This window comes from Pseudomonas sp. S60 (assembly GCF_016647865.1).
Lineage (GTDB): Bacteria > Pseudomonadota > Gammaproteobacteria > Pseudomonadales > Pseudomonadaceae > Aquipseudomonas > Aquipseudomonas parafulva.
In genome coordinates this window covers 1-18795 of the sequence record NZ_JACVVH010000072.1, presented here as the reverse complement: position 1 = coordinate 18795, position 18795 = coordinate 1, and the positions used below count along the sequence as shown (strand labels likewise).

General features: G+C 63.6%; 18 protein-coding genes. 12 read left to right on the top strand and 6 right to left on the bottom strand.

Annotation, left to right across the window (positions count from 1 at the left end):
• Positions 1-66: 66 nt before the first annotated feature.
• Positions 67-2430, bottom strand: coding sequence for a penicillin acylase family protein (locus IAE33_RS23160; protein ID WP_201165467.1), 2364 nt, complete (start codon positions 2428-2430; stop codon positions 67-69).
• A gap of 88 nt (positions 2431-2518) precedes the next feature.
• Here IAE33_RS23160 and IAE33_RS23155 point away from each other — a divergent pair, with 88 nt between their 5' ends.
• Positions 2519-3085: a sugar O-acetyltransferase gene (locus IAE33_RS23155; protein ID WP_201165466.1), complete on the top strand. Its 567-nt coding sequence runs from the start codon at positions 2519-2521 to the stop codon at positions 3083-3085.
• Here the strand turns inward: IAE33_RS23155 and IAE33_RS23150 are convergent.
• Positions 3064-3633 carry a DUF6436 domain-containing protein gene (locus tag IAE33_RS23150; protein ID WP_201165465.1) on the bottom strand — a complete coding sequence of 190 codons (570 nt, stop codon included), beginning with the start codon at positions 3631-3633 and terminating at the stop codon, positions 3064-3066. The genes IAE33_RS23155 and IAE33_RS23150 overlap by 22 nt on opposite strands.
• A 102-nt stretch (positions 3634-3735) precedes the next feature.
• Between IAE33_RS23150 and IAE33_RS23145 the strand changes: the two genes are divergently transcribed.
• Positions 3736-4662 (top strand): alpha/beta hydrolase, encoded by a 927-nt coding sequence (locus IAE33_RS23145; protein ID WP_028632100.1) that lies wholly within the window; start codon positions 3736-3738, stop codon positions 4660-4662.
• On the opposite strand, the gene IAE33_RS23140 is transcribed toward IAE33_RS23145, so the two are convergent.
• A complete protein-coding gene (locus tag IAE33_RS23140; RefSeq protein ID WP_201165464.1) occupies positions 4663-5415 on the bottom strand; it encodes a DUF2059 domain-containing protein in 753 nt (250 codons plus the stop codon).
• A gap of 120 nt (positions 5416-5535) precedes the next feature.
• On the opposite strand from IAE33_RS23140, the gene IAE33_RS23135 reads away from it, so the two are divergent.
• Entirely contained in the window at positions 5536-6159 is a 624-nt protein-coding gene (locus IAE33_RS23135) for a 2OG-Fe(II) oxygenase (protein WP_201165463.1), read from the top strand.
• On the top strand, positions 6146-6667 hold the full coding sequence (locus IAE33_RS23130) for a DUF523 domain-containing protein (RefSeq protein WP_201165462.1): 522 nt from the start codon (positions 6146-6148) through the stop codon (positions 6665-6667). The genes IAE33_RS23135 and IAE33_RS23130 overlap by 14 nt, the downstream gene beginning before the upstream one ends.
• Before the next feature lie 21 nt (positions 6668-6688).
• Here the strand turns inward: IAE33_RS23130 and IAE33_RS23125 are convergent, their stop codons facing one another.
• Entirely contained in the window at positions 6689-7156 is a 468-nt protein-coding gene (locus IAE33_RS23125) for a transporter substrate-binding domain-containing protein (RefSeq protein ID WP_201165461.1), read from the bottom strand.
• A 278-nt stretch (positions 7157-7434) separates the two neighbouring features.
• Entirely contained in the window at positions 7435-8664 is a 1230-nt protein-coding gene (gene serA / locus IAE33_RS23120; protein ID WP_028632095.1) for a phosphoglycerate dehydrogenase, read from the bottom strand.
• 166 nt (positions 8665-8830) lie between these two features.
• Here serA and IAE33_RS23115 point away from each other — a divergent pair, with 166 nt between their 5' ends.
• The 4 genes from IAE33_RS23115 to IAE33_RS23100 all read left to right on the top strand — a co-directional run bounded on the left by IAE33_RS23115 (position 8831) and on the right by IAE33_RS23100 (position 12935).
• Positions 8831-10225, top strand: a complete 1395-nt coding sequence (locus IAE33_RS23115) for an FAD-binding oxidoreductase (RefSeq protein ID WP_201165469.1) — start codon at positions 8831-8833, stop codon at positions 10223-10225.
• A gap of 25 nt (positions 10226-10250) precedes the next feature.
• Positions 10251-10916, top strand: a complete 666-nt coding sequence (locus tag IAE33_RS23110; RefSeq protein WP_201165460.1) for a fumarylacetoacetate hydrolase family protein — start codon at positions 10251-10253, stop codon at positions 10914-10916.
• A 109-nt stretch (positions 10917-11025) separates the two neighbouring features.
• Positions 11026-11946, top strand: coding sequence for an SdiA-regulated domain-containing protein (locus IAE33_RS23105; RefSeq protein ID WP_201165458.1), 921 nt, complete (start codon positions 11026-11028; stop codon positions 11944-11946).
• An 86-nt stretch (positions 11947-12032) separates the two neighbouring features.
• Entirely contained in the window at positions 12033-12935 is a 903-nt protein-coding gene (locus IAE33_RS23100; RefSeq protein WP_028632091.1) for an SdiA-regulated domain-containing protein, read from the top strand.
• A gap of 33 nt (positions 12936-12968) precedes the next feature.
• On the opposite strand, the gene rpiA is transcribed toward IAE33_RS23100, so the two are convergent.
• The gene (gene rpiA / locus IAE33_RS23095; protein ID WP_028632090.1) at positions 12969-13643 is read right to left on the bottom strand and encodes a ribose-5-phosphate isomerase RpiA; all 675 of its coding nucleotides are present in this window, start codon (positions 13641-13643) and stop codon (positions 12969-12971) included.
• Positions 13644-13777: 134 nt separating this feature from the next.
• Between rpiA and ilvA the strand changes: the two genes are divergently transcribed.
• From ilvA to ptsP, 4 genes are all read left to right on the top strand, one after another.
• On the top strand, positions 13778-15292 hold the full coding sequence (gene ilvA / locus IAE33_RS23090) for a threonine ammonia-lyase, biosynthetic (RefSeq protein ID WP_060480839.1): 1515 nt from the start codon (positions 13778-13780) through the stop codon (positions 15290-15292).
• A 44-nt stretch (positions 15293-15336) separates the two neighbouring features.
• Positions 15337-15762, top strand: coding sequence for a DUF2269 family protein (locus IAE33_RS23085; protein ID WP_060480838.1), 426 nt, complete (start codon positions 15337-15339; stop codon positions 15760-15762).
• A 148-nt stretch (positions 15763-15910) separates the two neighbouring features.
• Positions 15911-16390 carry an RNA pyrophosphohydrolase gene (locus tag IAE33_RS23080; protein ID WP_028632087.1) on the top strand — a complete coding sequence of 160 codons (480 nt, stop codon included), beginning with the start codon at positions 15911-15913 and terminating at the stop codon, positions 16388-16390.
• A gap of 22 nt (positions 16391-16412) precedes the next feature.
• A complete protein-coding gene (ptsP, locus tag IAE33_RS23075) occupies positions 16413-18692 on the top strand; it encodes a phosphoenolpyruvate--protein phosphotransferase (protein ID WP_201165456.1) in 2280 nt (759 codons plus the stop codon).
• The last annotated feature ends 103 nt before the right edge of the window (positions 18693-18795 follow it).

The following is an 18795-nucleotide window of genomic DNA, read 5'->3' as shown; positions in this document are numbered from 1 at the left end:
TCCGGTACCGCGCTCTTGGGGCGGGGGGCCCCGGGGGGGGGGGGGGGGGCTTCCCCCCCCCGCTGATCAACCGCCAGGCACGAGCCTCAAGGTACTGTGCGCCGGAATGGCCCCCATCTGTGTTTTCTGGTACTGCCCCTGCACATACCCCTCGGCCTGGTCCGCGTAGTGCTTGTCGAAAGGCACGCCGCTTTGCCCGACCGGGTTACTGGTCAGTGCCTGGCCGGCATCGGCGAAGTCGATCAAGCGCCGGGTGGACGGGCCGTAGGTGACCGGCCACGGCGCCGGGCCGATCTTGGCCGATAGATTGTTGGGCACTTCGTGGGTGCCAGGGGCCGGGAACGGGCCCACGTTGAACAGCAGGTTCAGGGGCTTTTGCACACCCAGCGGGTGGTTATGGGTGAGGGTATGCGCCTTGCCCCACTGCCAACTGGCGGGGTCGTTGCCCAAAGCCTTGCGCAGGTGCTGCACCGTCTGCTGCCAGGCCACCCGCACAACCCCGGTGCGGTCGGTGGGCTGGCTGGCGCCGCGGGTGTTCCACCAGGGGGAACCGGCGTCGGCGGCGAGGCGTGGCAAGGCAGCGTCGATGGCTCGGGTGCTGATGAGTACCGGGAACCAGGCGTCACCCAGTTCGTCATGCATCGCGGCAAATGCCAGCTCATACAAGAACTGGTTGAACACCGTGGCGTTGATGGAGCCCAGCGGGTAGTCGCCCTCCCAGGCCGCCAACTGTTCCACAAGCTCCTTTTCTTCATCACCCTCGGCTACTGCGCGCAGTGTCGCCAGCAGTGGTGCCAGGGTGCGCGGGCCGTAGTCACTGGAGGTGTCCAGCTGCAGGGCCTGGCTGTTGGCGGTATCCCATTGGGTTTGCGTGTCTGCCAGCAGGCGATCGAGCTGGCGGCCCCGGTCGGGTAGGTTGTAGTAGCCGGGTATCGGCATGGCGGCCGGCGGCTGGTAGTTGGCCGAAACGATGTACCCACTGACAGGGTTTTCCTGTTGCGGGTTGGCGCTGAAGGGGTAGAAACCCAGTTTGTCCGCCTGGGTACTGCTGCCATCGAGGATGAATGCCGGGTTCACACCGTCAGGGCGGATCGGCAAGCGCGCAGCCGCCCACCAGCCGATATCACCACGGGCGTTGGCCCACACGAAGTTCAAACCGGGTGCATGCACCTGGGCGGCGGCCTGGCGCATCTTGCCCAGGGTGTCGGCACGGTTGAGCTGGTAGAAACCGTCGAGAATGGGGTTTTCGGTTTCCAGAAACGCCCACCACATGGCAATGGGCGTGTTGCCCGCCGACTCCCCGAGCACATCGTTGACGATCGGGCCGTGGGGGGACCGGCGCAGTTGCAGGGTGACCGGCTGCCCGCCCTTGACGGCGATGGTCTGTTCGCTGTGCTCCAGTGGCTGCCACTGGTCCTTGACCAGTACCTGCTGGGCATCGACTGGGTTGGGCCTTTCTGCGATCAGGTCGATGTCATCGTTCTGGAACATGGTCAGGCTCCAGCCGAAATCACGGTTATGGCCCAGCAAGGCGAAAGGGTTCAGGGCCTGGAAGTACCCGTACAGGTTGAAACCCGGTGCCGACAGCTCCGCTTCGTACCACACTGCCGGCGCTGCAAAGCCGATATGCGGGTCGCCGGCCAGCAGCGGCTTGCCGCTGCGGGTGCGGCTGCCGGCCACTGCCCAGGCATTGCTGCCTTCGAACTGCGGCACCGCCAATGCCGTCAGCGCGTTGTGGCTGACCGTGGCCAGAGTTTCCAGGCTGCGCCAGTCGGCAGCCGCCAGCGGCTTGCCCAGTGCGCCGCCTGGTTGCCAGGCGAGGTCGAAGATGCCCAGGTATTCAGGCCCCAGTTGGTCGCGGATGAAGGTGAGTGCAGGCTCGGTGCGGAATGCGGCGGCAAAGCTGTAGGCCAGGTACCCGGCGATGCTCAGGGTGTCCTCGGCGGTGAAGGGGCGCGGGCTGATGCCGAGCAAGTCGAACTCCACGGGCTTGGGGTGGCTGGCCTGCCAGCTGTTCACCCCGGCGAGGTAGGCCTGCAGCGCGCGCCAGGCAGGGGCCTGGTGGTCTTGACGCTGGGCCATCAGGGTGGCCTGTTCGCGGATACGCAGGCTGCGGAACAGGGCGTCTGTAGGGACCAGTTTTTCACCCAGCACTTCAGCCAGCTCGCCCCGCGCCAGGCGGCGCAGGATCTCCATCTGGAACAGCCTGTCCTGGGCGTGCACGTACCCCAGTGCCCGGTACAGGTCAGGCTCGTTCTGCGCCTGCAGGTGCGGCACACCCCGTGTGTCGTAACGCACGCTGACGGGGGCCTGCAGGCCGGCAACCGCTACCTCGCCGTCGCGGCGCGGCAGTTTGCCCTGTACGTATACGTAGCCAGCCCCGACGGCCAGGGCGATAACGACAACCAACAGGGCCAGGCCGCGCTTCATGCAGTCTCCTTTGAGTGATTGGGCAGATTGTGTGGTCCGATCATCGACACATTCGCGAAAAGAGCATAGCCCCCAGGCAGGAGTTTCCATGTCACTCAGCGAAAAACAGAAAATGCTGACAGGCCAGCTGTACCACGCCACCTGTCCAGAGCTGCAGGCCGAGCAAACCGCCAACCGACAGTGGATGCTACGGTACAACAGCGGTGCAGAGATGCCCTCGCAAGCCCGCCATGGGCTGTTGGCCGAGCACCTCGGCCACATCGGCGACAACACGGTGATTCGCCCGCCGTTTCACTGCGACTACGGCTACAACATCAGTGTGGGCCGTAACACGTTCATGAACTTCAACTGTGTGATTCTCGATGTACTGCCTGTGCGCATCGGCGACGATTGCCAGATCGGCCCCAACGTGCAGATTTACGCGGCTGACCACCCCCTGGACCCCGAGGTGCGTCGCACCGGCCTTGAGAGCGGGCGGCCGGTGACCATTGGCAACAATGTATGGATCGGCGGCGGGGCGATCATCCTGCCTGGCGTGACCATTGGCGATGATGCGGTGGTGGGCGCTGGCAGCGTGGTCACCCGTGACGTGCCGGCGGGCGCTGTGGTGGTGGGCAACCCGGCGCGTATCCGTCAACCGGCCCACGGGCAGTAGCAGCCAACGGCCAAGGTATTGGATGCCTGGACCTGGCGGCCGTCGAGCAGTGCCTTGAGGATCGGCTCGATGAAGCTGTTGCTGGCATTGCACACCGCCCCCTCGCTGTAGGGGCCAAAGTAGGCCAGATGGCCTTGGCGGTCCCAGATGGCGACCGCCGGCGAGGCCGGCAGCCGTTCGCTGCCCGGCAGGCTGGCCAGGGGCTGCAAGGCGGTCAGGTCTGCAGGCATGCGGCCTTGGCTGCCAGGCTTTTGCAGCACATAAAACTTCACGCCCTTGCCTGCGAACTGGCCAGCCAGGTCGGCCAGATGCTGTTGGTTGCCAACGTTGCAGGGGCAGGCCGGGTCGCGAAAATGCACCACGCGGATGGGCCCGGGGCCCGCAAGCGCTGCAGGCAACTGCAGTTGGCTGCCATCGAATACCGTGGCCTGGTTGTCGAACGGGCGCAGGTAGCGGGCCTGGAAACTGCCGTAGGCCTGCCAGAGGATGGCTGCGCCCACGATCAGGCCAAGCGCCAGGCACGACGTTTTGAGGGTTCGGGTATTCATGAACCGGATGCAGGCTCGTGTGGGGTGAACGGCAAGCTTGCCACGGCGCGGCCATGAGCTGAATATCCCAAGTCAATACTTGTTGCACTGTGGATATACCCGATGCCCGCTGCCTTTCACCCCGACCTGTTGCGCACCAGCCTGGCCCCGCTCGGCGCGCGCCAGCCGCTGTCGGCGCATGCCCAGCATTATCAACGCTTCTATGGTCTGGATGTGCCCGTGCACAGCTGGCTGGGCAGCTTCCCCGTTGCTGGGTTCGAGGTGGTGGGGCAGGTGTGGTCGCCCCTGCAGCCGAAGGCAACGCTGTTTTTGCTGCACGGTTATTACGACCACATGGGCTTGTACCGGCATGTGATTGCCTGGGCGCTGAAACATGGGTTTGCGGTGATCAGCTGCGACCTGCCGGGCCATGGCTTGTCCAGTGGCGAGCGTGCCAGCATCGATGACTTTGCGGTGTATCAGCAGGTGCTCGACGCCCTGTTCGAACAGGCCCGCGCACTGCGGCTGCCCCACCCGTGGCACCTGTGCGGCCAAAGCACCGGTGGTGCAATCGCCGTCGACCACCTGTTGCACCAGGCTGAGCACAGCCCTGTGGATGGCGAGGTCATCCTGTTGGCACCCTTGGTGCGCCCGTGTGCCTGGGGCTGGTCGAAGTTCAGCTACCAGGTGCTGCGTCACTTTGTGAACGGTATCGAACGGCGCTTCAGCGACAACACCAATGACCCGGCATTCCTGGCGTTTCTGCAGGCCGACCCGTTGCAGCCCCGTCGCCTGCCCACGGCCTGGGTGGGCGCGCTGATCGCCTGGATCAAACGCATAGAAGCCGCGCCCTGCAGTGCACGGCACCCGGTGATCGTGCAAGGGGAGAACGACGGCACTGTGGACTGGCCGTACAACCTCGCCGTGCTCAAGGCCAAGTTCGACACGCCCCGGGTGCTGATGCTGCCCGGGGCCCGCCATCACCTGGCGAACGAGCTACCGGCTATCCGCCAGCGCTATTTCGATTTCCTCGACCTGCAGATAGGCTGATCAATTCAGCTGGTTGGCGTCCTGGCCAACGGCCAGGCCCGCGCGCACGGCGGTGAGGGCAGCCTGGTAATACGCCTTGCCATCGGCAGACTCGGCGAAGGTGGCGAATTCTTCCAGCTCGGCATCCGACAAATCACGGTAGACGTACAGCAGGGTGTTGTTCAGGTCTTCGCCAATCTGGTTCATCAGGCGCTGGCGCTGGCCGTCGAGCAGGCCCTGGGCCTGACCACCGCCGAACAGGCCGGGGATCATGGAGCTGAGGCTGTCGGCTGCCACGCCTGCGATGGCCAGGCTGACCTCGGCACCGGCTTCCCGGGCCGGCAGGGCCTGGGCGAGGTGGCCGATGATCAGCAGGCGAGTGTCGCTGGCCTGAATCTTTGGCAGGCCCTGGGCATTGCGTGCCAGTTCATCCTTGCGCGTGGCCTTGAGCTCGGCGGCCACTACCTTGCGGCCCAGGGGCGACTGGAAAAACGCCAGGGCCGGCGCCGGGTTGGGCAAGGCGGTGCGCAGTTGGGCCTGGGCACGCCGGTCCATGGCCTGGGCCTGGAAGCGCTGGTTGCTGTTGCTGACCAGCGCCTGGTAAACGGCCGGCGGCAAGCTGTTGCGGTAGCGCTGCTGGGCGGCGGTGACGGCATCGGTGAAGTGGGCGCGCTGGTCGGGCCAGCCAGCGACCTTGTACAGCTGATCCAGGGTATCTGCCCAGACAGGTACGGTGCAGATCATCAGCAGAATCAGGGAAAACAGACGGCGCATTCAAGACTCCTGTCGGCAGGTGGCTATTGTCTGTGTGGCAGCGGCTGTTTGTCGAGATATGTGCGTGGTTCTCGGCCAAGTGGCGCTGTGCGCCGATCTGGCGAATGGATATGATGCGCCATGCAAAATTCCCCTGAAAACCCGATGCTAGCGGCCGTCGTCGACGATCTGGCCACCCGTGGCTGGTCCCAGCAGGCGCTGTTTTTACCCGGCGACCTGGTGCGGGCGCTTGCGAGCGAATGCCGGCGGCGTAATGCCGAAGGTGAGCTAAACCCTGCAGGCGTAGGGCGCGGCGCCTCCCAGGAGGTGCGTGAAGCCATCCGCGGCGACCAGATCCAGTGGGTCGACCCGGGCCAGGCCGATGCCTGCGACCAGTACCTGGCTGCGATGGACCAATTGCGCCTGGCGATCAACCAGGGCCTGTTCCTCGGCCTGGAAGACTTCGAGTGCCATTTTGCGCTGTATCCGCCGGGTGCGTTCTACCGCCGCCATCTGGACCGCTTTCGCGACGATGACAGGCGTACGGTGTCGGCAGTGCTGTACCTCAACGAAGGTTGGCAGCCCGAGGACGGCGGCCAGTTGCGCATGTTCCTGGCCCAGGGCGTTGAGCATGATGTCGAGCCTGTGGCCGGCTGCCTGGTGGTGTTTCTGTCGGGCGATGTGCCCCATGAAGTACTGCCGGCAGGCCGCGAGCGGTTGTCGTTGACCGGCTGGTACAGGCGACGCGGCAATGACCCGTTCTGAATTGCCCAAGGTGCTGGTGAGCGCCTGCCTGCTCGGCCAGCCTGTGCGTTATGACGGGCGTGCCAGCGGCCACCCTGACCTGCTGCAGCGTTGGCAGGCAGAGGGGCGAGTGGTGCCGTTGTGCCCAGAAGTGGCTGGCGGTTTGCCCACGCCGCGGCCCGCTGCAGAAATCCCGGGCGGGCAGGGCACGCAGGTGCTCGATGGCCATGCGCAGGTGCTGACGCTGCTGGGGGAGGATGTAACCCCCGCGTTTCTCGCAGGTGCACACCAGGCATTGGCGCTGGTGCAACGGCATGGCATTCAGGTGGCGGTGCTGAAGGCCGGTAGCCCATCGTGCGGCAACCTGCTGACGTACGATGGGTCCTTCAGTGGGGTGAAGGTGGCCGGGCAGGGGGTGACTGCTGCCCTGTTGCTGCGGGCCGGGGTGCAGGTGTTCAGCGAGCTGGAGCTGCCGGAGGCGGAGCAGGCACTGGGGTGCGTGCTATCGCAAGCTGCGCCCCGCCGCTGACCGGTGTGGCTGCCGCTGGGGTCAGGGGCTGAACCATTTTTGCTCAAGCTCGGCGGTGCGGCCGCTGTCCTTGAGGCGCTGCAGGGCGTTGTTGAGCGCGCTTTCGAACGCGGGGTTGTCTTGCTGGAAGGGGATCACCAGCTTCTGCTCGCCGCCGAATGACTGGCTGGCGTCAAGCGGGCTACCGGTCTTGGGGGCCTCGCTGGCAGGCGTGAGCGCTACGTCGTACTTGCCGCTTTCCACACCCGGGATCACGTCCGGTGCCGGGGCTTCGATGAACTCGGCGCGCAGGTCCAGCTCTGTAGCCAGTGCCTGGCCGAACTCGATGTCGAAACCGGTCAGGTGGTCGTCCTGCTTGAAGGCATACGGCGAGTTGTCGGCTTGCACGGCAATACGCAGTTCACCGCGGTCGGCGATTTCGTCCAGCAGCTCTGCCTGAGCCAGTGGGCTGATCAGTACTGCCAGCAGTACTCCTATGGTCGAACGCATGCTTGCCCCTTTCTTTCAGCTAATGAGTACCTGTCGTCATGGCTTTCTTCCTCGCCGTGATCGAGCGCAGCCTATGACATTGAAGTCTCGGCGATGTTTGACCGCAGGCCAAAATTTTCTGCACAGGCAGGTATGTGGCAGACGGGTTATCGGCGACTCTCAGCCGTGGCAAGTCCGGCCCCTGAAGTTGCGAAGATCAAGCGCCAAAGCAAAAGCCCAGGTTGCTTGACTGACGGGTGTCAGCAACCTGGGCTTTGCTTGCCGCGGGGGCAGCGTACTTAGAACAGCACGCGGGAGCGAATGGTGCCCTTGACCTGTTGCAGTTTTTCTTGCGCCAGGTCGGAGTATTCAGCGTCGACGTCGATCACCACATAACCCACTTTCTCGTTGGTTTGCAGGAACTGACCGGAGATGTTGATCCCGTTCTCGGCAAACACCTTGTTGATCTCGCTGAGCACACCCGGGATGTTCTCGTGGATGTGCAGCAGGCGGTGTTTGCCAGGGTGCGCCGGCAGGGCCACTTCAGGGAAGTTGACCGAGGACACGGACGTACCGTTGTCGCTGTACTTGACCAGCTTCTCGGCGACTTCCAGGCCGATGTTGGCCTGGGCTTCTGCGGTGGAGCCACCGATGTGCGGGGTGAGGATGACGTTGTCCAGGCCGCGCAGCGGGCTTTCGAACTCTTCATCGTTGGAGCGCGGCTCTACCGGGAACACGTCGATGGCGGCGCCGATCAGGTGCTTGTCCTTGATCGCGGCGGCCAGGTGGTCCAGCTCTACGACGGTGCCGCGGGCGGCGTTGATCAGGATCGAGCCCTTCTTCATCGCGCGGATTTCCTTCTCGCCGATCATCCACTGGGTGGAGGGCAGCTCAGGTACGTGCAGCGACACGATGTCGGCCAGGCCCAGCAGTTCGTGCAGGCTGGTGACCTGTACCGCGTTACCCAGCGGCAGCTTGGTCAGCGGGTCGAAGAAATAGACCTGCATGCCAACGCTTTCGGCCAGTACCGACAACTGAGTGCCGATGGAGCCATAGCCGACGATGCCCAGCTTCTTGCCACGGATCTCGAAGGAGTTGGCCGCGCTCTTGATCCAGCCGCCACGGTGGCAGGATGCGTTTTTCTCCGGGATGCCGCGCAGCAGCAGGATGGCCTCGGCCAGTACCAGCTCGGCCACCGAGCGGGTATTGGAGTACGGGGCGTTGAATACCGCGATACCGCGCTGGCGGGCAGCTTCCAGGTCGACCTGGTTGGTACCGATGCAGAAGCAGCCAACGGCGACCAGTTTCTTGGCGCAGTCGAAGATTTCTTCAGTCAGTTGGGTGCGTGAGCGGATACCGATGAAATGGGCATCGGCGATCTTTTCCTTCAGTTCGGCTTCGGGCAGCGAACCAGTGAGGTATTCGATGTTGGTGTAGCCGGCAGCCTTGAGGGTATCGACCGCATTCTGGTGTACACCTTCAAGAAGAAGGAACCGGATCTTGCTCTTTTCAAGAGAAGTCTTGCTCATCTGCGTAAACCTGTATCCCGAAGAAAAATGGCGAGAGGCAGCCCCGCTGGGGCGGCCCTAGCATGAACAGAAGGAGCGCTATGCTAGCATACGCGACACACTCTGAGCTTATCCCGACAGGTGAAGTGTGCTCAGGGTGACCATGAATAAGTCGAGAGTTCAGGCGATGATCCAGCGCGCTTCACTAGATGAGCTGATGACCCTTGTCGACCCTGGCAAGGTGCTGACCGACGCGGCCTCACTGGAGGCCTACGGCAAGGATTGGACCAAGCATTATCCGCCTGCGCCCAGCGCCATCGTGCTGCCCAGAACGGTCGAGCAGGTGCAGGCCATCGTGCGCTGGGCCAATGCCCACAAGGTGGCGCTGGTGCCCTCTGGCGGGCGTACTGGGTTGTCTGCGGGTGCGGTTGCCGCCAAGGGTGAAGTGGTGGTGGCCTTCGACTACATGAACCAGATTCTGGGTTTCGATGCCTTCGACCGCACCGTGGTCTGCCAGCCTGGGGTGATTACCCGGCAACTGCAGGCCTATGCCGAAGAGCAGGGTTTGTATTACCCGGTCGACTTCGCCTCCAGTGGTTCCAGCCAGGTCGGTGGCAATATCGGCACCAATGCCGGCGGCATCAAGGTGATTCGCTACGGCATGACCCGCAACTGGGTGGCCGGGCTGAAGGTGGTCACCGGTACCGGCGAGCTGCTGGAACTGAACAAAGGCCTGGTCAAGAACGCCACCGGTTACGACCTGCGCCACCTGTTTATCGGTGCCGAGGGTACCTTGGGGTTCGTGGTGGAAGCCACCATGCGCCTGGACCGCGCGCCGCGCAACCTCACCGCCATGGTGCTGGGCACGCCGGACTTCGACTCGATCATGCCGGTGCTGCACGCATTTCAGGGCAAGCTGGACCTGACGGCGTTCGAGTTCTTCTCCGACAAGGGGCTGGCCAAGATCCTTGCACGTGGGGATCCTGCGCCGTTCGACACGCCTTGCCCGTTCTATGCATTGCTGGAGTTCGAGGCCAGCACCGATCAGGTGGCCGATGAAGCCCTGGCCACGTTCGAGCATTGCGTGGCGCAGGGCTGGGTGCTGGACGGGGTCATGAGCCAGAGCGAAACGCAGCTGAAGAACCTGTGGAAGCTGCGCGAGTACCTGTCCGAAACCATTTCCCACTGGACCCCTTACAAGAACGATATTTCGGTAACCGTATCGAAGGTGCCGGCCTTTCTGCGCGATATCGATGCCGTCGTCCAGGCCCATTACCCCGACTATGAGGTGGTGTGGTACGGCCATATCGGGGATGGCAACCTGCACCTGAACATCCTCAAGCCCGAGCACATGAGCAAGGACGCGTTTTTTGCCTCTTGCGCCCGGGTCAACAAATGGGTGTTCGAGATCGTCGAGCGCTACAACGGTTCCATTTCCGCCGAGCACGGCGTCGGCATGACCAAGCGTGACTACCTGGGCTACAGCAGGTCGCCGGAAGAGATCGCCTGCATGAAGGCAATAAAGGCCGTGTTCGACCCTAACGGCATCATGAATCCGGGTAAGATCTTCGCACCTGAATAAAAAGCAGTATCCAGAGGAGTCGGCCATGAGTTACCAGCACCAGTACGTAGACGGCACGCGCATCCATTTCCCGCTGGGCAAGGTGGTGTGCATCGGTCGCAACTACGCCGAGCATGCCAAGGAACTGGACAACCCCATTCCGACCGAGCCGTTGCTGTTCATCAAACCCGGCAGTTGCGTGGTGCCGGTCGAGGGCGGTTTCAAGATCCCGGCCGATCGAGGCTCGGTGCACTACGAAGTGGAAATCGCCGTACTGCTGGGCAAGTCGCTGTCCACCCGGCCAACCCCGGAGGAGGTGCTGGACGCCATTTCCGGTTACGCTCCGGCACTGGACCTTACCCTGCGTGACCTGCAGGCCAAGCTCAAGGAAAAAGGCCTGCCCTGGGAGCTCGCCAAGTGCTTCGACGGGGCCTGCGTGTTGCCGCCCTTCGTGTCTGCCTCCAGCTTCGAGGACACCACAGCCATCCCGGTACGCCTGACGGTGAACGGTGAAGTGCGCCAGGATGGCAGCAGCGCCATGATGCTCAACCCCATCGTGCCCATGATCCAGCACATGGCCGCACAGTTCTCGTTGCAGGCCGGGGATGTGATCCTGACCGGCACGCCGGCTGGGGTAGGGCCATTCATTGCGGGTGACGAGGTGGTAGTGGAGCTGCCAGGCGTCAGCCGTTTCGAAAGCCGCGTACTCTGACCTGGCCTGCGCCCCACCGCGGCGGTGGTGGGGTTTTTCTTTCCCGTTTTTTTCACACCCTATCTGCATAATGCGCTGATCCCCGCCCATCACACAGGATCCTGCTCGCATGCCCTCTTCAGCCACGGCCCCGGCGGCCCCGATGCGACGCTTCTACCTGCGCTGGCCTTTCGCCCTAGCCGTGGTGGCGGCAATCGCTTATGGCGTGGCATTTCTCATGCACTGGGATGACCGCGGCATGCTGTGGGTCAAGGAGCACTTCGAGACCACTGCCGAACGCGGCGAAAGCGTTTGGTTACCGGACTACACAGTGGAAATCGACGCGAAACCCCTTCCGGGCATGGCGGATGACGAAGCGTCAGACCTCGCCTTCAACCCCAGTACGCGCACGCTGTTTTCCGTCATGGGCAAAAAGCCGATTTTGACCGAGTTGAACCTCGACGGTGATGTACTTCGCAACATCCCGCTCAAGGGTTGGGCCAACCCTGAAGGTGTCACGGTGATGGAGGGCGGCTACATGGCCATCACCGATGAGCGTCTGCATGACCTGACTGTCGTCAAAGTGGATGCGAGCACCACGGAGTTGAACCACGCCGATTTCCAGAGCCATGACCTGGGCCTTTCTGAAAATGGCAACAAGGGTTTCGAGGCCGTGGTCTGGGACCCTCGGCGCCAACGCCTGGTGATCGGCGAAGAACGCCCGCCGCGGCTTTATGAATGGAGCAGCAACGGGCAAGGCCTGCTGAGTGGCAACAAGACGGCGTTGCCCACCGGCCCGCTGGACCTGCGCAACCTCTCGGCACTGGGCATCGACCCGCGCACCGGGCACTTGCTGGCGCTCTCCGCCGACTCGCACATGCTGCTGGAGCTGAACGACAAGGGCGAAAAGATCAGTTTCATGACTGTACTTGGAGGGTTCAACGGCCTGCAAAAAACCATCCCCCGTGCCGAAGGGGTGGCCATGGATGACCAGGGCACCCTGTACATCATCAGCGAGCCCGCGCTGTTCTACCGGTTCAAGAAGGGCTGACGACTGCTCGATGCCTGGGTGATGGCATTAAGCTTTACTTCAGTTGTCTGTGGTTAGATTCGTCACCTTTCGTCGAGCCTGCCCGCATGCCCCGCTACCTGCGTTTGTCGTTGATCCCCGTGGCCCTGTGCCTGCTCGTGCTCGGTTGGGCAGGGCAGGAGCTGCGTCTTTTCGAGCGCGCCTGGTTCAACCTCAAGGCCTGGTGGCACCCTGCCGAACAGGGCATCGGCCTGGACCGTTACCGGGTAGCGGTGGAAGCCCGGCCGGTGGAGGGGCTGGACGACGACCTTTCGGCGCTGACCTATGACCCGGACCGCAAAACCCTGTTTACCGTCACCAATGCCCGTTCCGAACTGATCGAGCTGTCGCTCGAGGGGCGCATTCTGCGCCGCGTGCCGCTGACCGGCTTTGGTGACCCTGAGGCGGTCGAGTACGTGGGGCCCAACAGCTACGTCATCACTGATGAACGCCAGCAACGGCTGATCCGTGTGCGGCTGCAGGATGACACCCCGTTTCTGGACGCGGCCGATGCCGAGCAGCTTACCTTGGGCATCGGCCTGAATGGCAACAAGGGCTTCGAAGGGCTGGCCTACGATTCTGCCGGCAAGCGCCTGTTCGTGGCCAAGGAGCGGGACCCGATGCTGATCTACGAGGTACACGGGTTCCCCCACGACAACCCGCAGCAGCCCTACGCCGTGAACGTGGTTCAGGACAGCAAACGCGATGCGCGGCTGTTTGTACGCGACCTGTCCAGCTTGCAGTTCGATGAGCGCAGCGGGCACCTGCTGGCGCTGTCGGACGAGTCGCGCCTGCTGCTGGAGCTGGATGTACAAGGCAAGCCGCTGAGCACCCTGTCTTTACGCAAGGGTGCCCATGGGCTGAAGGCGACGGTGCCGCAGGCGGAGGGCGTGGCGATGGACGATGCCGGCACCCTTTATATGGTCAGCGAGCCGAACCTGTTCTACGTGTTCAAGCTGCCGGCCCCATGAACCGGCGGGGCCGCGCCCCAGCCCCACCCAGGCTTATTCGGCTTTCAGGCTCTTCACGCCATCGGCGGTGCCCAGCAGCAGCAGGTCTGCCGGGCGAGCGGCGAACAGGCCATTGGTTACCACGCCGACGATGGCATTGATCTGTGCTTCCAGCTCGACCGGGTTGGTGATCTGCAGGTTGTGCACATCGAGGATCACGTTGCCGTTGTCGGTGACCACACCTTCACGGTACACCGGGTCGCCGCCCAGCTTTACCAGCTGGCGCGCCACGTGGCTGCGGGCCATGGGGATGACCTCGACCGGCAGCGGGAAAGCGCCCAGCACAGGCACCAGCTTGCTGCCGTCGGCGATACAGATGAAGGTTTTGGCGACCGCCGCGACGATTTTCTCGCGGGTCAGGGCTGCGCCACCGCCCTTGATCAGGTTCAGGTGCTCGTCGCTCTCGTCGGCGCCGTCCACGTAGAACTCCAGTTCGCTGACGCTGTTCAGCTCGAATACCGGAATGCCGTGGCCCTTCAGGCGCTGCGCGGTAGCCTCGGAGCTGGCGACGGCGCCATCGAAGGCGGCCTTGTGCTGGGCCAGGGCGTCGATGAAGAAGTTGGCGGTGGAGCCGGTCCCGACGCCGACAACGCTCTTTTCATCCAGCTTGGGCAGAATGAAGTCGACAGCGGCCTGGGCGACGGCCTGTTTGAGTTGGTCCTGGGTCATGCGGGCTCCGAAATGGGGCAGGGCGTTTTCAAAGGGGCCTAGTATAACGGCTTGCAGGGCTTTGCTGTGGTCGCCCGACGTAGCGCTGGGGTAGACTTCCAGGCCTTGTCCCGCGGCCCAGTGATGCTTTCCAGATGCTCGAACAGTACGTCAAGAAGATCCTCACCTCGCGCGTCTATGACGTTGCCGTCGAAACCCCGTTGCAGCCTGCCGGGCAGCTCAGCGCACGCCTGGGTAACCAGATCCTGCTCAAGCGCGAAGACCTGCAGCCGGTGTTCTCGTTCAAGATCCGCGGGGCCTACAACAAGCTGGCGCAACTGACCCCGCAGGAGCTGGCCCGGGGCGTTGTCACGGCATCGGCTGGCAACCACGCTCAGGGCCTGGCCCTGGCGGCGCGGGAAATGGGCATCAAGGCAACCATCGTGATGCCCAAGACCACCCCCGAGATCAAGATCGAGGGCGTGCGCTCGCGGGGCGGTAAGGTGGTGCTGCACGGCGACTCCTTCCCCGAGGCACTGGCCTACTCGCTGAAACTGGTCGACGAGAAGGGCTTCGTCTACATCCACCCGTACGATGACCCGCACACCATTGCCGGGCAGGGCACCGTGGCCATGGAAATCCTGCGCCAGCACCCTGGCCGGCTGGATGCCATCTTCGTGCCCGTGGGCGGCGGGGGCCTGATTGCCGGCATTGCCGCTTACGTGAAGTACCTGCGCCCCGACATCAAGGTGATCGGCGTGGAACCGGACGACTCCAACTGCCTGCAGGCGGCGATGGCTGCAGGTGAGCGGGTGGTGCTGCCGCAGGTGGGCTTGTTCGCCGATGGCGTGGCGGTGGCGCAGATCGGCCAGCACACCTTCGATATCTGCCGTCACCATGTGGACGAAGTGGTCACCGTCAGCACCGATGAAATTTGCGCCGCCATCAAGGATATCTACGACGATACCCGCTCCATCACCGAGCCTGCCGGGGCACTGGGTGTGGCCGGTATCAAGCGCTACGTGGAAATGTATGGCGTGACGGGCCACACCCTGGTGGCCATCGACTCAGGCGCCAACGTCAATTTCGACCGCCTGCGCCATGTGGCCGAACGAGCCGAGCTGGGTGAAAAACGCGAGGCGATCATCGCCGTGACCATCCCGGAGCGGCCAGGCAGCTTCAAGGCGTTCTGCGAAGCGATCGGCAAGCGGCAGATCACCGAGTTCAACTACCGCAAGCATACCTCCGACGAAGCCCACATCTTCGTCGGCGTGCAAACCCACCCGGAAAACGACCCACGTGCCGCCCTGGTGCAGCAACTGGTGGATCAAGGCTTCCCGGTGACCGACCTTACCGACAACGAACTGGCCAAGTTGCACATCCGCCATATGGTCGGCGGCCATTCGGCGGGCGCCAGCGACGAAATGGTACTGCGCTTCGAGTTCCCGGAGCGGCCAGGCGCGCTGTTCAACTTCCTCGACAAGCTGGGGGGGCGCTGGAACATCTCCATGTTCCACTACCGCAACCACGGGGCGGCAGACGGGCGCGTGGTGGCGGGGCTGCAGGTGCCGGAAGAGGAGCGTCACCTGGTGCCTGCGGCGCTCGCCAAGATCGGCTACCCCTACTGGGACGAAACCGAAAACCCGGCCTACAAGCTGTTCCTGGGCTGAACGGCTAAGCTTGGGCGTGCACCGCAGGCCAAAGGACACACGAGATGGAACACCTGACCACCCTCAAGACGCTCCATGTGATCGCCACCGTGCTCTTGCTGCTGGGGGCCGCAGGGCTTGCCTTGTGGACCCTGCGTGCTTACCGAAAGGGCGACCCACAGCCCTGGGCCAGGTTGTTGCAGCGCCCGCTGATCTTCGTCTGGCTGGTCATGGCCGTGTGCCTTGTCAGCATGCCGTTCACCGGCTGGTGGCTGGTGCACCTGGTTGGCTGGCCGCTGGGGCAGACCTGGCTGCTGGCCTCTAGCGTGCTGTATACCTTGGGCGCTTTTGCCGCAGCCTGGCTGTTGCTGCGCCTGAACCGCTTGCGCAAGGCGCAGGCCGTGGGTTTGCGCTACACCTTGGCGCTGTCGCTGTTCAGCGGGCTGTGCTTCCTGTCCATCGCCGGGCTGATGGGCGCCAAGCCGGTCTGAACCGTACCTGTGAGGCAACTGGGCAGGTTGGCAAGCACCCAGGCTGGCTATCCCGCAGCCCTTGCTGCATATAAGCCGGGCAGGCGCGTTGCTGCGCTCGCAGGCTTTGTGGAACAATGCGGTGACATGCGTTTGCGAGGTTGCTGCCGTGATCGACCCGGATGGTTTTCGCCCCAATGTAGGGATCATTCTTACGAATGATTCCGGGCAGGTGTTATGGGCTCGCCGGATCAACCAGGATGCCTGGCAATTTCCCCAGGGTGGTATCAACCCTGACGAGACGCCGGAAGATGCCCTGTACCGCGAGCTGAACGAAGAAGTTGGCCTTGAACGCGACGATGTAGAAATTCTTGCCTGCACCCGTGGCTGGTTGCGTTATCGTTTACCCCAGCGGCTGGTGCGTACCCACAGCCAGCCCCTGTGCATCGGCCAGAAACAGAAGTGGTTCCTGCTGCGGCTGATCAGCAATGAACAGCGGGTGCGCATGGACCTGACCGGCAAGCCGGAATTCGACGGCTGGCGCTGGGTGAGTTACTGGTACCCGCTGGGGCAGGTTGTGACATTCAAGCGCGAGGTTTACCGCCGCGCCCTGAAAGAGCTAGCACCGCGTCTTCTGACGCGCGACTGACGACGGAGTTCGACCCCGAGCCATGCTCAATACGCTGCGCAAGATCGTCCAGGAAGTGAACTCCGCCAAAGATCTCAAGTCGGCGTTGGGGATCATTGTCTTGCGTGTCAAGGAAGCCATGGGCAGCCAGGTCTGCTCGGTTTACCTGCTCGACCCGGAAACCAACCGCTTCGTGCTGATGGCGACCGAAGGCCTCAACAAGCGCTCCATCGGCAAGGTCAGCATGGCGCCCAACGAAGGCCTGGTGGGCCTGGTGGGCACCCGGGAAGAGCCGCTCAACCTGGAAAACGCCGCTGCCCACCCGCGCTACCGTTACTTTGCCGAAACCGGCGAAGAGAGGTTTGCATCGTTCCTGGGCGCCCCCATCATCCATCACCGTCGTGTGGTGGGGGTATTGGTCATCCAGCAGAAGGAGCGGCGCCAGTTCGACGAAGGTGAGGAAGCCTTCCTGGTCACCATGAGTGCGCAGCTGGCGGGGGTAATCGCCCACGCCGAAGCCACTGGCTCCATCCGCGGCCTCGGCCGACAGGGCAAGGGCATCCAGGAAGCGCGCTTCGTCGGCGTACCGGGCTCGCCGGGTGCTGCCGTGGGGCGTGCCGTGGTCATGTTGCCGCCCGCCGACCTGGAAGTGGTGCCGGACAAAACTGTCGAAGACATCGACGCTGAACTGGCCCTGTTCCACAACGCCCTCGAGGGCGTGCGTGCCGACATGCGCAAGCTGTCCGCCAAGCTGGCTACCCAGCTGCGCCCCGAAGAGCGGGCGCTGTTCGATGTGTACCTGATGATGCTCGAGGACGCGGCCCTGGGTGGCGAGGTGCGCGATGTGATCCGCACCGGCCAGTGGGCCCAGGGCGCCCTGCGCCAGGTGGTGGGCGAGCACGTCAACCGCTTCGAGCTGATGGACGATGACTACCTGCGTGAGCGTGCCTCTGACGTCAAGGACCTGGGGCGGCGGCTGCTGGCCTACCTGCAACAGGCGCGTTCGCAGTCGCTGGTGTATGCCGAAAACACCATCCTGGTGAGTGAAGAGCTAACCCCGGCCATGCTGGGCGAAGTGCCTGAAGGCAAGCTGGTGGGCCTGGTTTCGGTACTGGGCTCGGGCAACTCCCACGTGGCGATTTTGGCCCGGGCCATGGGTATCCCCACGGTGATGGGCCTGGTTGACCTGCCGTACTCCAAGGTCGACGGTATCGAACTGATCGTCGACGGTTACAAGGGCGAGGTGTACACCAACCCCAGCGAGGTGCTGCGCAAGCAGTACAGCGATGTGGTGGAGGAGGAGCGCCAGCTGGCCAAGGGCCTGGACGCCCTGCGTGAGCTGCCGTGCGTGACCCCGGACGGCCACCGCATGCCGTTGTGGGTGAATACTGGCCTACTGGCCGACGTGGCGCGCGCACAGCAGCGCGGCGCCGAAGGGGTAGGCCTGTACCGCACCGAAGTGCCGTTCATGATCAACCAGCGCTTCCCCAGCGAGAAAGAGCAGCTGGCGATCTACCGCGAGCAATTGGCGGCGTTCCACCCGCTGCCGGTCACCATGCGTACGCTGGACATCGGCGGCGACAAGGCGCTTTCGTACTTTCCGATCAAGGAAGACAACCCCTTCCTGGGCTGGCGTGGCATCCGCGTCACCCTCGACCACCCGGAAATCTTCCTGGTTCAGACCCGGGCCATGCTCAAGGCCAGCGAGGGCCTGAACAACCTGCGTATTCTGCTGCCGATGATCTCGGGCATCCACGAGCTGGAAGAGGCCTTGCACCTGATCCACCGCGCCTGGGGCGAAGTGCGTGACGAAGGCACTGACGTGCCGATGCCACCGGTGGGGGTGATGGTAGAAATCCCGGCCGCGGTGTACCAGACCAAAGAGCTTGCGCGGCAGGTGGACTTCCTGTCGGTGGGTTCCAACGACCTTACCCAGTACCTGCTGGCGGTGGACCGCAACAACCCGCGTGTGGCGGATTTGTACGACTACCTGCACCCGGCGGTGCTGCAGGCGCTCAGTACCGTAGTGCGTGACGCACACGGTGAAGGCAAGCCCGTGAGCATCTGCGGCGAAATGGCCGGTGACCCGGCTGCGGCGATCCTGTTGATGGCCATGGGTTTCGACAGCCTGTCGATGAACGCCACCAACCTGCCGAAGGTGAAGTGGATGTTGCGTCAGGTCGACATGGTCAAGGCCAGGGAGCTGCTGGCCGAGGCAATGAGCCACGACAACCCGCAAGTTATCCACAGCTCGTTGCAACTGGCACTGAAAAACCTGGGGCTGGCGCGGATGATCGGGCCTGGGGCTGACAAGACCTTGTGATGGGCCCCCGCGCCATGCGCCAAAGCGTACGCGCGCCAATGCCCCAGGCATCATTGGCCCGAAACAAACGTAGGAGCGAGCGCAGCTCGCGATGCGCCGCGCG

What these genes read in the sequence shown, in the direction of transcription:
- IAE33_RS23160 (WP_201165467.1), bottom strand. Translation starts at nt 2,430, where the DNA reads ATGAAGCGCGGCCTGGCCCTGTTGGTTGTCGTTATCGCCCTGGCCGTC.
- IAE33_RS23155 (WP_201165466.1), top strand. Translation starts at nt 2,519, where the DNA reads ATGTCACTCAGCGAAAAACAGAAAATGCTGACAGGCCAGCTGTACCAC.
- IAE33_RS23150 (WP_201165465.1), bottom strand. Translation starts at nt 3,633, where the DNA reads ATGAATACCCGAACCCTCAAAACGTCGTGCCTGGCGCTTGGCCTGATC.
- IAE33_RS23145 (WP_028632100.1), top strand. Translation starts at nt 3,736, where the DNA reads ATGCCCGCTGCCTTTCACCCCGACCTGTTGCGCACCAGCCTGGCCCCG.
- IAE33_RS23140 (WP_201165464.1), bottom strand. Translation starts at nt 5,415, where the DNA reads ATGCGCCGTCTGTTTTCCCTGATTCTGCTGATGATCTGCACCGTACCT.
- IAE33_RS23135 (WP_201165463.1), top strand. Translation starts at nt 5,536, where the DNA reads ATGCAAAATTCCCCTGAAAACCCGATGCTAGCGGCCGTCGTCGACGAT.
- IAE33_RS23130 (WP_201165462.1), top strand. Translation starts at nt 6,146, where the DNA reads ATGACCCGTTCTGAATTGCCCAAGGTGCTGGTGAGCGCCTGCCTGCTC.
- IAE33_RS23125 (WP_201165461.1), bottom strand. Translation starts at nt 7,156, where the DNA reads ATGCGTTCGACCATAGGAGTACTGCTGGCAGTACTGATCAGCCCACTG.
- serA (WP_028632095.1), bottom strand. Translation starts at nt 8,664, where the DNA reads ATGAGCAAGACTTCTCTTGAAAAGAGCAAGATCCGGTTCCTTCTTCTT.
- IAE33_RS23115 (WP_201165469.1), top strand. Translation starts at nt 8,831, where the DNA reads ATGATCCAGCGCGCTTCACTAGATGAGCTGATGACCCTTGTCGACCCT.
- IAE33_RS23110 (WP_201165460.1), top strand. Translation starts at nt 10,251, where the DNA reads ATGAGTTACCAGCACCAGTACGTAGACGGCACGCGCATCCATTTCCCG.
- IAE33_RS23105 (WP_201165458.1), top strand. Translation starts at nt 11,026, where the DNA reads ATGCCCTCTTCAGCCACGGCCCCGGCGGCCCCGATGCGACGCTTCTAC.
- IAE33_RS23100 (WP_028632091.1), top strand. Translation starts at nt 12,033, where the DNA reads ATGCCCCGCTACCTGCGTTTGTCGTTGATCCCCGTGGCCCTGTGCCTG.
- rpiA (WP_028632090.1), bottom strand. Translation starts at nt 13,643, where the DNA reads ATGACCCAGGACCAACTCAAACAGGCCGTCGCCCAGGCCGCTGTCGAC.
- ilvA (WP_060480839.1), top strand. Translation starts at nt 13,778, where the DNA reads ATGCTCGAACAGTACGTCAAGAAGATCCTCACCTCGCGCGTCTATGAC.
- IAE33_RS23085 (WP_060480838.1), top strand. Translation starts at nt 15,337, where the DNA reads ATGGAACACCTGACCACCCTCAAGACGCTCCATGTGATCGCCACCGTG.
- ptsP (WP_201165456.1), top strand. Translation starts at nt 16,413, where the DNA reads ATGCTCAATACGCTGCGCAAGATCGTCCAGGAAGTGAACTCCGCCAAA.